Here is an 11,444-nt window from a genome sequence, read left to right as displayed (position 1 = left end):
GAAACCCGGGGCGGTTCATAACACGGTAAGCGCACTCCATCTGTCGGGGGCTCACTCCGCATTCAGCGGAATAAACACCGCAAACGTAGTTCCCAGATCCGCTTTTGATGTCACTTCAATACGCCCGCCATGGGCATCGACGATCTTGGCGACGATGAACAAGCCAAGCCCAAGGCTTGAGTAAGGACCGTTGTCAGTCATTTTCTCGGGCGAGTAGCGATCCATCGGGTTGAAGATAAAAGGAAGCACGTCTTCGGGAATTGGACTGCCTGTGTTGTGCACGGTGAACTGAAGCGTGCCGTCAGACGCTGCCAGCGTTACCTCAACAGGGTCGCGGCTGTTGCCGTGTTGTATGGCATTGCCAATGAGGTTCGAGAAGACCTGCTCCAGGCGATCACCACCAAAATTGCCAATGACCGGATCGTTGGAAGTGAGGTGAATATCCGCCTCTGGATTGACCGTACGCGATTCGTCAACGATGCGAGCACAGACGGGCTGGATGTCTGTCTGAGTCTTTTTCAACGGAATGCCGGGACCGATCTGTGACCGTGTGAAGTCGAGCAGATCGCCAACGATCTGATTGGCTCGTTTCACGCTTGAGTAGATCCTTGATGCCACCTTGGTCGGCCGCGCGCCCAGGTCATTGGTACGCAACAGCACGTCTGCACCCAGCAATATGGCACTTAACGGTGTGCGCAAGTCGTGCCCGAGGATGCCCAGAAAGATATTGCGCGAGGCCTGAACCGCACCGGTATAGCTGGAGATGGATTCCGCGAGAGCCTGATCTATTGCTTCGTTGAAGCGGATCATGTCCTCCATCTGCTGCTGGGTGTCCGAGGTCGCGCGCATCATCCATTGTTTTATCACGCTCGCGCGTAACGCTCGAAACTCCGAGACCACCTGATCGATGGTGAAACCTGACATCAATCGAGTGATCGCATGGCTTTTCGCCGCGGTGTCTTCTTGCGATACGACCTCGACCTGGCCCTGAGATTTTTCGACCTGTTGCTGCGACGACTGATCAGTCCTCAAATCGGTGGCAATGGCTCGAAGCATCTGCTCGGCGTGATCTCTGAGCTCCTTGGTATCCAGAGGCTCGCCGAGCGTGGACATGGTGCGCGCGAAGTCGGTCCACTCCAGTACAATAGGCTCGATGTTCTCAAGGATGAAGCCCGATAACCGCATAGCAATTAAAACCCGAAAATGAACCCCGCGAATTGCAGATTCGTGGGGCGAGTTAAACACCAATTCCGATCAAAAAGACGGATACATTTGTTAAATGAATTTCACGCAGACCAGAAAAATATCGAGGCCCGGAGCTAATCGGAAAGCGCTTGTAAACGAGCCTGAACTGCGTCGTCAAAAATGATGTAGAGCGCCTCGGCATCGGCGGGACGCAGCTTTCTGCTTGTCTCAAGACCGTGAATGTATTCGATCTGCAACGCCCCTTCGGCCTCCACGTCAGCGCGGGTGCTGGTTGCCTCGAGCGCTCTCACCAGATCACTGATAGCCCCCTGGACAGCCTTGGGGAGCCGTAACTGGTCAAGTTGTTCCTGCATTCGCTCAATTTCCGGGTTAAAACCATAGGGTCGGCAGCAGATCACGGTGAAGCGTGCAATGCAAGGCCATGAGCCCGATCATCGATGAGCTGAAGAGGCGGTGCGCCCTTCAAGAAGGTTTTTCAGGCCGTAGGTCACTACACCCAGAATAATCAGGTCGTCGTGGTCAGTGACATGCAGTGGTGGATAATCCGGGTGTTCGGATTTGAGGATCATGACATCGCCACGCATGTGCAAACGCCGACACATCTGCCTTGCGTTGAGTGAGGCGACGACGATGTCACCGTGCTCGGCGTACTGACTGCGGTCGACAACCAGCATGTCACCGGTGCGCATGCCGCCTCCTTGCATGCCTTCATCCTCGACCCTGGCCAGATAAACGTGCGGTTCACGGACCTCACAAAGCTCTGCGATAGAGACATGCTTCTCGACCACTGACGACCTGGAGCCGACGGATGACAAGGATAGCAAAGGGAGCTTGATGCCCTCTGCCGACAAGGGGCCAAGGAATGTGACACTCATGGGGCGAGCCTTTTATGATTAACTGTATACATATACAGTTAATCGTTTATCAGGTGCCAGGTCAATCTCCACCACCCGACCCATCGACAAATGGCGTGGACTCAACCCGATGCACGGTCAACATCCGCTGACTGTCAGGGCGCCTCACCTTGCGACAAGCGGGTAATCAGCGCCACCGTCAGGTAAAGCCTGGGAGCGATACTCGACAGTTCGATGTACTCATTGTCCGCATGCAAGCCGGCCCCGACAACACCCATGGTTTCCAGCACGGCAGGCTTTGCGCTACCCGGTACGTAGGCGTAGCCCGCATCGGTGCCGAAGCGCATGGCGATCGGCTCGACACTGCGACCGATTTTTTCATAGAGCGTCTGCGCGGTTTTCGCCAGTTGCTCGGAACCCGGATTCCTGGCCAGTGGCGGACGGCCTTTTTCCATGCGCAAGGTCACTTCGGTGCCTTCAACGAGGGTTTTCTTCATAATCCGCTGACCGTCGGCGAGCACCCTGTCGCTCTCGCTCGGATCGGAATAGCGCATGTCCGCCTCGGCCGAAGCGCTGGACGGGATGATGTTGCGCTTCTCACCGCCTTTGACAAGCGTCCAGTTGACGGTCGTACCCTTCCCAGGATCGCCAAGGTCCTTGAGTTGCAGCAGTTGGTGCGCCAACTCGATCGCCGCATTGCGCCCGGCTTCATGGGCCGAACCTGCGTGTGACGACTTGCCTTTGACGTCGAGGAGCAAGCCATTGATGCCATTGGTAGCGACAGTCACGGCGTCTTTGTCAGGCGGCTCATAGGAAAACACGTAGTCATGCTGGCTAGCGAGTTCGGCTATGACTTTCTTCGACCCGCTGGAGCCGGTTTCCTCGTCCGGATTGAAGAGCACGGTGAGCGTGCCGAAATCCTTGAAATTCTGGTCCTGCAGCAGTTGCAGCGAATGCAGAATCATCGCCACGCCGCCCTTCGCATCTGCCACACCGGGACCATAGGCGCGTTCGCCGTCGAGCCTGAACGGGCGTTTGGCGGCAGTGCCCGGCCCGAAGACCGTGTCGTAATGGACCATTAGCAGAAAGGACCGGGTGCCATTGCCTTTGAACCTGCCAACGATGTTGTCACCCGCAGAAGGGTCTGCCGGCGTGGTGGAAACTTCGGCACCCAATGCCTTGAGACGCTCCACCAGCATCGCGCTGACTGTTTTCAGTCCGGGTGCCTGACCAGTGCCCGTATCAATATCCACGAGTTGCCGGACGGTTTTGAGGTAGGACTGTTGTTCGGCCTGGGCTTTTTTCAGTAACAGATCAGATGGCAGCTCGGCGGCGATGACGCCCATGGAAAACAATGAAAAGCCGATTGCGGCGGTGATGGGGAAACGTCGTGAATGCATGCTGGCTCCTTCAGATCATCGCGAGTTGAACAGCATCTTTACCCCAATGCACTGCTCGACGTCACAAGCGAGTTTCATCAGACAAATACGTATGAGAATGCAACTGATAGTGATTAACATTTAATAAAATGTGAAAAATTTGTTAGTCTCGCCCTCCGCTGCCGTCTGTCACGACCTGCCAGCCAGCACACCATCATCCAGGTGTCCCGCCACGTCCCAGTTCCTGCAGGAATTACCCCAATGCTTCGTCCGCTTCTACCTTCGTTGGCCAGCCTTGTGACTCTCGGTCTGTCGGCCGCCGCTCTGGCCAGTCCCGTTCAACTCGATCTGCCTGCACAGGCGCTTTCCAGATCGCTCGCACAGCTGAGCCAAGCGAGCGGTATGCAGATATCAGTGGATGACAAATTGATTGCAAGCAAGCAGGCTCCAGCCATTAGCGGCAGCCTGGAACCGGCTCAGGCATTGAATCAGCTACTGTTGGGCAGCGGCCTAGATACGCAGGTACAGGGCAATGCTGTGAGGGTGTTCCAGCCATCGAGCGGTGGCTCGATGACGCTGGGCAACGTGGACATCAGCGCTCAGGCGGGCATTGCAGGAATGGCCACCACAGAAGGCAGCGGTTCGTACACCACGGGCTCGATGAGCAGCGCGACCGGGTTGCCCCTTTCGATTCGCGAGACGCCGCAGTCGGTAAGCGTGATCACTCGCCAGCGAATTGAAGATCAGGGCATGAACGACCTCAATGATGTCGTCAAATATGCACCCGGCGTGACACTGCGCAAATTCGGCTCGGACCGTCAGCAGTTTCTGGCGCGCGGCTTTACCATCGATAACCTGATGTATGACGGTCTGCCGACCATCGTCAGCACCTTTACAACTGCTACCCCGCAAGTCAGCGTGACCAGCAGCGCCGGGAGCTGGGACCGCTACCGTACCGAGGTGGACGCGTCGAACAGGCTCAACGATTCCGGTACGTTACGTGGCCGGGTGGTGGCAGCCTATGAAACGGGCAACAGTTTTGTCGATGAGCGCGATAAAGAGCGTCAGACGTTCTATGGCGTTCTGGAAGCCGACCTTAACGAGTCGACCAACTGGACCATCGGGGCCTCGAAGCAGCGCGATGATGCAACGTCGGACTGGGGCAGCCTGCCATCCGGCCCTAACGGTGAAAACCTTCACCTGCCACGTTCCACCTTCCTCAGTAACGACTGGGCGTATTGGGACAGGGAAAACGTCAGTGTTTTCACGGACCTGACTCATCGCTTCGACAACGGCTGGAGCAGCAGACTGGCGGCGACCAGAATCTGGGCTGAATCCGAAATGTACTCCAACTACCTGACCGCCAGTGGCACCGGTTACGGCCAGGCGGCTGGCGAGTACGACACCACAGACGTGCAGACCAGTCTGGATGGTTCGCTGTCCGGTCCATTTCAGCTGTTTGGCCGGCAGCACGAGCTGATGCTCGGCGTCAGTCGGCGCGAAGAAAAGTTTGATCAGAAAGGCGGCTTTTACGGCTCTACACCGGTCGATATCTACACCTTCAACCCCAATCTCATTGCAAAACCGGACCCTGCCACGCGTACCGCCTACGTCAATCAGAACACCGCCACCGAGGAAGGCGTCTACGCCGCCGCACGTTTCAACCCGATTGATCCATTGCACGTTATCGTCGGCAGCCGGGTAAGCTGGTACGACTATCAGAATCGTTCGGCCAGCAATGGTGACTACAAAGTCATTCGTGAGGTCACGCCTTATGCCGGCATCGTCTATGACCTGAACGATACCTACTCGGCCTACGCAAGCTATACCGAGATCTTCAAGCCGCAGAACCAACTGGACGTGGGAGGCGGCGTATTGGACCCGATGACGGGCGAAAGTTACGAAATCGGCCTGAAAGGCGAATACTTCGACGGTGGTCTGAACGCATCGCTGGCAGTCTTCGACATGACCCAGGAAAACCGCGCGTACGCCATCGTCAATCCGCCAGTCACTTGCCAGCAGCAGAATCGCGTCTGCTACGAAGCAGCCGGTGAAGTGCGCAGCCGAGGGATCGACGCAGAAATCAGCGGCCAGCTGACACCTGACTGGCAGGCTTCCGCCTCCTACACACTGGTGTTGAGCCAGTACGTCAAGGACCGGACCAATGACAAGGGCGACCTGTTTGCGCCCAATCAACCGAAACACCTGTTCAAGGCAGCAACGTCCTATCACCTGCCCGGCAACCTGAACAAATGGCGCGTGGGTGCCGACGTTCTGGCGCAAAGCGAGACGTACAACCGGGTCGGCACCGGTCACTCCGAGCAGGACGCCTATGCGGTTGTGGGACTGATGGCAGGCTACCGTTTCGACGAGCACTGGGATGCACGGGTCAATCTCAACAACGTATTCGACGAAAAATACTGGCAGGGCATTCCCTTGGCGACCGGTAGCGGCGTTTACGGTGACCCGCGCAACCTGATGGTCTCGCTGAAGTGGTCGCTCTGACTCTTGCACGCTGCAAGCTGCCTGATGGCCGTTAAATTCACATCAAGGGAACAAGCAGTGCATGCGAGGCTCAAAAACAGTCTCGACAAAGGTATTCACGACAATGCCGTCCCTCAGGGCCTATCATCGGCAGCAGGAAACGCTGCGGCCTTGAGTGGTCGGCAGCGCTCGGGTAATGTCATCCAACCGCACAGGACAGAGCACGCTCATGACTTCCAAGCTGGATCAACTCAAGAAATTCACTACCGTTGTTGCTGATACCGGCGACTTCGGCGCAATCAAAAGCCTCGAACCAGAGGACGCCACCACCAACCCTTCGCTGCTGCTCAAGGCCGCATCCGACGTAAACAACGCTCAGATGCTCGCCGACGCATTCAGCGGTGCCAAGGGTGACATCGGCCTGGCCTGCGACCGCTTTGCAGTCGCCATCGGTCAGGAAATTCTCAAGGTGGTTCCGGACCGCGTATCCACTGAAGTGGACGCACGCCTCTCGTTCGACACCAATGCCCTGATCGAGCGCAGCGAGCGCTTGATCGGCCTTTACGATGCCGCCGGCATCAAACGTGATCGGGTGCTGATCAAGCTGGCAGCCACGTGGGAAGGTATCCGTGCCGCTGAGAAGCTGGAGAAGGACGGTATTCAGACCAACCTGACGTTGTTGTTCTCCTTCGCCCAGGCAATCGCCTGTGCCGAGGCTGGCGTGTTCCTGATTTCTCCGTTCGTGGGCCGTATCTACGACTGGTACAAGAAATCTTCAGGCATCGACTACGTTGGCGCAGAGGATCCGGGTGTGCAGTCTGTGACGCGCATCTATAACTACTACAAGGCCAACGACTTCAAAACCGTGGTCATGGGGGCAAGCTTCCGCAATCTGAACCAGATCGAACAACTGGCGGGCTGTGATCGCCTGACCATCAGCACCGACCTGCTCAAGAAACTGGCTGAAGATACCGGTACGCTGGAACGCAAGCTTGCACCGGGCAATGCCGGTGAGGCTCGTCAGAGCCTGACCGAGAGCCAGTTCCGCTGGGCCTCCAATGAAGATGCCATGGCCACTGAAAAACTGGCTGAAGGCATTCGTCAGTTCGCTCGCGATCAGGAAAAGCTGGAAGCGCTGCTCTCCGCAAAAGCCTGATAACGAAAAAGGGCGACACCTTAACGGGTGTCGCCCTTTTTGCTGCCTGTCGTTCAGTGATCAGAAGGACAGACGCCAATGGCGCCTAGCGCTGACCTTCCAGTGCATTGACCAGATCATGGAACGCTTCACGATTCGAGTCGTTAAGGCCCATGAGGATCTTGTGCGCCTCAAGTACCTTGGCCTTGACCACTTCTTCGCACTGATCCTGCGAAGGCAGGTCAGTCAGGCTCTCAGGCCGCGGCAGGGGCCGGTCAACGATGTTGAACACCTGATCAAAGCCCATCGACTGCAACAGGCGCGTGATGTCCTCGTGAGTGGTCACGAGAGTCGGCAACAGTCCAACCTTCTGGCGCGACAGGATCGAAAGTTTGGCCAGCAAGCCAAGCGTTGTGCTGTCAATGCTGCGCGTCTCGGTAAGATCGATGACCACCGCCGAGAAATTCAACGCAGTGAAGATACGCTCGATAGTCGCATCCAGAGCCGAACACAGCGTCAACCGCACTTCACCCACGAACTTGAGAACGAAGGTGCCTTCCTGCTCGGCGAACTGGATTCTACCGGTACTCATTCAAGATTCCTGCTTAACACTAACAAGGCGATATCATCCGGCATCTCCCCTAGCGTTGCCAATTCAAAAACCCGCTGCAAGCCATCCAGGCTGCCGCCAGCCGTCTTGACCAACTCGGGAAGGACTGCTTCTTTCTCTTTGAGTGTATCACCGGGCAACAGATCCAGTATGCCATCAGACAACATGGTCAGACTGAAGGATGCTGGCAGGTCGATTTCGTGATCCTGATAGGTCGCTTCGTTGAACAAACCGACCGGTAGGCCGCGACCTTCCAGATAACGCGCCTGCCCTTCGGAATACAACACCGGCAGTGGCAGATGACCACCCACGGCATACGTCAGTTTACCTGACTCTTCATCAATAACACCGCCGACCATCGTAACGTGCTTGCCCAGCTTGCAACTGATAAGCCCGCGGTTGATATGCCCCAGTACATCCGACGGTTTGAATTCCGGCAGTGTTCCGCCACGCCTGGATTCAAACAGCAGCCGAGTCGTCATGAACTTCAGCAGCACCGTGATGAACGCCGATGAAGCACCGTGACCTGAAACATCTGCCAGGTAGAAGGCAACACGCCGTTCGTCGACCCTGAAGTAATCGACAAAATCGCCGGACAGATACAACGACGGAATGATCTGATGGGCAAACTTGAATTCGTCAATCGACCACGGGGTGATCGGCAACATGTTCATCTGCACTTGCCGACCTGCGTCCTGATCTTCCTGCAACAGGTGAAGACTGGCTTCAAGTTCGCGATTGGCCTTTTCCAGCTTTTCGCGGTAGACCTGGTTTTCAGTAAGCAGACGAGCCCGATCCAGCGCCCGACGCACTGAATGCTCCAGCACGGCAAGATCTTCAAGGGGCTTGATCAGATAATCGGCAGCGCCGAGGCGCAAGGCCTCTACCGCATCGCTCATAACGCCCGCACCGGATACAACGATGACAGGCGTCTGCGGAGCGATGGCGGTGACCTGACGGATCAGCTCAAGCCCGCCCATCTGAGGCATGCGTAGATCGCAGACCACCAGATCGGGGTTCTCTTGCTCGAACATCTGAATTCCCTGCAAGCCATTACTCGCTTGCAGAACGCTGAAGCCACTGTCTTCAAGGTAGGCGGCAAGGCTCGCGCGCACTACGTCGTCGTCATCGATAATCAGCAGCTTGGCACTGGTTTTTGGCATGGGGGCAAACGGCGCCAGATCAGGTTGGCGTAGGCGGCCCGGTGTTTCCGGAACCAGCTTACTGGATTCGCTTCTAGCCTCTCCGTAATAACACGCGACAACTGGATGTGCGTGGCGTGTCTCAGAGGTGCCCTTCAAGGCGCAGACGGTACTCCCATCCGACGGGTGTTTCAAGCATGCTCCTATCCTCACTTTGCGCTCTTTACATCGCAAATCACCCGGAGTTATAAGAACTCACAAATCAGCAACTAAAACGAAGGACTGTACATGAGTGGAAATGATCGCAACTACGAGGAAAAGCGGGATTACATCCGCATGCGCGTCGAAGCAGACGTCAACCTGATCCACGCGGGCCAGGTGATTCCCGCCGTATGCATTGACCTTTCCAGCTCAGGCATGCAGGTCCAGGCACCACGCTCATTCCAGGTCGGGGACAAGCTTAGCGTGAGCATCGACTCTGATCATCCTGCGCTCAAGGGACTTGAGGCCGAAACCGAGGTGGTGTGGGTCAATGACGAAGAAGGCGGCGGACAGAAACTGGGGCTTTCCATCGTCTCGATGCGCTGACTGCAGGCGGAATTACTTCACACTTTCAAAAAATAATAAAGGCTCGACCCAGGGTCGCCTTTATTGATTCACGCAGAGGCAAAGTGTCGATTAAAAATCGTCTTCGACCTTTCCGTCCTTGACCTTGAACTCGCGGTTCTGCAGGTAAGCGTTACGGATGAACGTGTAACGATCACCGCTGACCATACGCTCGGCAGACAGCAGGCTGGCACGCGTATCGATGAGGTTGACGCCCAGCGCCGTGTTACGGGTCGGCACATGATCGATGTAGCGGTATGGAGACGTGTAGGTGTCCGGGTATTTGGCGAAGGCATCACGCACGGTGCTTGGACCCAGCAGCGGAATCACCACGAACGGGCCGCTCGGCACACCCCAGTAGCCCAGTGTCTGGCCAAAATCTTCATCGTTGCGTTGCAGGCCCATGCGGGTACCCACGTCAATGAAACCCAGCAGCCCGAACGTGGTGTTGACGATCAGGCGCGCAGTGTCGACACCGACCGCTTCAGGCTTGGCTTGCAGCACGTTGTTCGCCAGGTTGCCGACATCGCCGATGTTGTTGAAGAAGTTATGGATACCGTCTTCGACAAATTGTGGCGCGATGTACTGATAACCCTTAGCCAGCGGCTTGAGCGTATAAGCGTCGAGGGTATCGTTGAAGCTGAAAATGGAGCGGTTGATGCTTTCCCACGGGTCATCTTCGGCGGCTTGAACGGCTACCGGCACCAGCGCAATGCCGGCACAGAGGGACAATTGCAGCAAACGCTTGATAAAGCCTGCACCGGTCACGGGCATAGCTGACACTCCTGATCGAGATATCGAAATAATGACGCGGGTGCTACGCCCCACACGCTAGGACAGGGAGTATAAAGCCTTCTGTCATGAATAAGGCAGGTCTGTCAGCAAAGGGTTCCGGATAACCCCCCGTCATCGCACATTCATCGAAGTGTCACAAAATACCGGTAGCGTTTCTGGATATTTCAGAGAGATCCTCATGCTCGCGCCGGTCCTCACGCCTCTGCCAACCTTTCCCGCCCTGCTGTTCGGCCTCAGCGGCTGTCTGGTGGACTTCGGTGCGCAGGCCGCGACCTCGCTTACACCAGGCAATGAGCTCACACAGCTCACACCTGGCGCAAAGGATATTCTGCGGACTCTGCGTGATCAGGGAATGCCTTGCGCCTGGCTTGACGAGCTGCCTGAAACCGTCAGCGCTACGCTGGCTGAACCAGTAAGTGACTGGATGATTCCCGCCCCTCGCCCAACCGCCAAATGGCCCGCCCCGGATGCTTGCTGGATGGCGCTGATGGCCCTGAAGGTCAGCCAGCTGGATGGCTGCGTGCTGATCAGCGGCGACCCACGCCTGTTGCAGTCCGGGCTGAATGCCGGGCTGTGGACCATTGGCCTGGCGTCTTGCGGGCCACTGTGCGGACTTTCGCCTTCGCAATGGCAGGCACTGAGTGACGCCGAACGCGAGCAGCGACGCGCGCAGGCCACGCTCAAACTCTATTCGCTGGGAGTACACTCGGTCATTGATCACCTTGGCGATCTGGAGTTCTGCCTGGCCGATATCGCATTACGCCGCAGCAAAGGTGAAAAACCCTGATACACATGCAGCCAGGCACTGACTGGATTAGTCTTGAGTGATCATGGACCTTTAGCTCTTCGGCGAAGTCCATGAGACAGACTTATCAATCAAGGAGCACGTCATGCCCGCCCGCGAACTGCAAGAACAACTCAACACCCTGCGCGAGCAACTGGAGCATAACCCCCCGCTTTCGGAGTCTGACCGGGAAAATCTTCACGAACTCATGCAACAAATCGAAACTGAAATTCAGCTGGAAAACGCCACCCATGAAGACAGCAGTCTGGCTGACGGCGTGAACCTGGCCGTCGAGCGTTTCGAGCTGGAGCATCCGACCATCGCTGGCACCTTGCGCAACATCGTGCAGACGCTGGGCAATATCGGAGTCTGATTAGGGAATGCCGCTCTGCTGGCTCTGCGTAAGGCCGCTGATGCATGGTGAGGCGTAGAGTTGTGACGCAGAGCGT

General features: G+C 56.6%; 12 protein-coding genes. 5 read left to right on the top strand and 7 right to left on the bottom strand.

The genetic code is table 11. The features are described from left to right. Positions 1–51 precede the first annotated feature (51 nt). The 4 genes from ALO64_RS02985 to ALO64_RS02970 all read right to left on the bottom strand — a co-directional run bounded on the left by ALO64_RS02985 (position 52) and on the right by ALO64_RS02970 (position 3,460). On the bottom strand, positions 52–1,185 hold the full coding sequence (locus tag ALO64_RS02985) for a sensor histidine kinase (RefSeq protein ID WP_044344315.1): 1,134 nt from the start codon (positions 1,183–1,185) through the stop codon (positions 52–54). Positions 1,186–1,319: 134 nt separating this feature from the next. After that, a complete protein-coding gene (locus tag ALO64_RS02980) occupies positions 1,320–1,559 on the bottom strand; it encodes a hypothetical protein (protein WP_002552903.1) in 240 nt (79 codons plus the stop codon). 78 nt (positions 1,560–1,637) lie between these two features. After that, complete coding sequence (locus ALO64_RS02975) at positions 1,638–2,081, bottom strand: S24 family peptidase (protein WP_044344316.1); 444 nt, start codon at positions 2,079–2,081, stop codon at positions 1,638–1,640. Between the two features lie 134 nt (positions 2,082–2,215). Next, the gene (locus ALO64_RS02970; protein WP_044344317.1) at positions 2,216–3,460 is read right to left on the bottom strand and encodes a M20/M25/M40 family metallo-hydrolase; all 1,245 of its coding nucleotides are present in this window, start codon (positions 3,458–3,460) and stop codon (positions 2,216–2,218) included. A 240-nt stretch (positions 3,461–3,700) separates the two neighbouring features. Between ALO64_RS02970 and ALO64_RS02965 the strand changes: the two genes are divergently transcribed. Together ALO64_RS02965 and tal are read left to right on the top strand one after the other, a co-directional pair. Further along, positions 3,701–5,944, top strand: coding sequence for a TonB-dependent siderophore receptor (locus ALO64_RS02965; RefSeq protein ID WP_044344318.1), 2,244 nt, complete (start codon positions 3,701–3,703; stop codon positions 5,942–5,944). 208 nt (positions 5,945–6,152) lie between these two features. Further along, positions 6,153–7,079 carry a transaldolase gene (gene tal, locus ALO64_RS02960; protein ID WP_044344319.1) on the top strand — a complete coding sequence of 309 codons (927 nt, stop codon included), beginning with the start codon at positions 6,153–6,155 and terminating at the stop codon, positions 7,077–7,079. Between the two features lie 85 nt (positions 7,080–7,164). Here tal and rssC read toward each other — a convergent pair whose 3' ends face one another. Further along, complete coding sequence (gene rssC, locus ALO64_RS02955) at positions 7,165–7,650, bottom strand: anti-sigma factor antagonist RssC (RefSeq protein ID WP_002552898.1); 486 nt, start codon at positions 7,648–7,650, stop codon at positions 7,165–7,167. Next, positions 7,647–8,831, bottom strand: coding sequence for a two-component system response regulator RssB (rssB, locus tag ALO64_RS02950; RefSeq protein WP_002552897.1), 1,185 nt, complete (start codon positions 8,829–8,831; stop codon positions 7,647–7,649). Before rssB ends, rssC begins: the two co-directional genes overlap by 4 nt. A 267-nt stretch (positions 8,832–9,098) precedes the next feature. On the opposite strand from rssB, the gene ALO64_RS02945 reads away from it, so the two are divergent. Beyond that, positions 9,099–9,398 carry a PilZ domain-containing protein gene (locus ALO64_RS02945; protein ID WP_002552896.1) on the top strand — a complete coding sequence of 100 codons (300 nt, stop codon included), beginning with the start codon at positions 9,099–9,101 and terminating at the stop codon, positions 9,396–9,398. 90 nt (positions 9,399–9,488) lie between these two features. On the opposite strand, the gene ALO64_RS02940 is transcribed toward ALO64_RS02945, so the two are convergent. Beyond that, positions 9,489–10,190 (bottom strand): MlaA family lipoprotein, encoded by a 702-nt coding sequence (locus ALO64_RS02940; protein WP_044344320.1) that lies wholly within the window; start codon positions 10,188–10,190, stop codon positions 9,489–9,491. A 199-nt stretch (positions 10,191–10,389) separates the two neighbouring features. Between ALO64_RS02940 and ALO64_RS02935 the strand changes: the two genes are divergently transcribed. Together ALO64_RS02935 and ALO64_RS02930 are read left to right on the top strand one after the other, a co-directional pair. Next, a complete protein-coding gene (locus tag ALO64_RS02935; protein WP_002552894.1) occupies positions 10,390–10,998 on the top strand; it encodes a hypothetical protein in 609 nt (202 codons plus the stop codon). 103 nt (positions 10,999–11,101) lie between these two features. Further along, positions 11,102–11,368 (top strand): DUF4404 family protein, encoded by a 267-nt coding sequence (locus ALO64_RS02930; RefSeq protein ID WP_002552893.1) that lies wholly within the window; start codon positions 11,102–11,104, stop codon positions 11,366–11,368. Positions 11,369–11,444 lie beyond the last annotated feature (76 nt).

The organism is Pseudomonas meliae (assembly GCF_001400515.1).
In the GTDB taxonomy this organism is placed as follows: domain Bacteria; phylum Pseudomonadota; class Gammaproteobacteria; order Pseudomonadales; family Pseudomonadaceae; genus Aquipseudomonas; species Aquipseudomonas amygdali.
The sequence above is the reverse complement of the archived record's forward strand: the minus strand, read 5'-3'. Positions and strand labels throughout refer to the sequence as shown.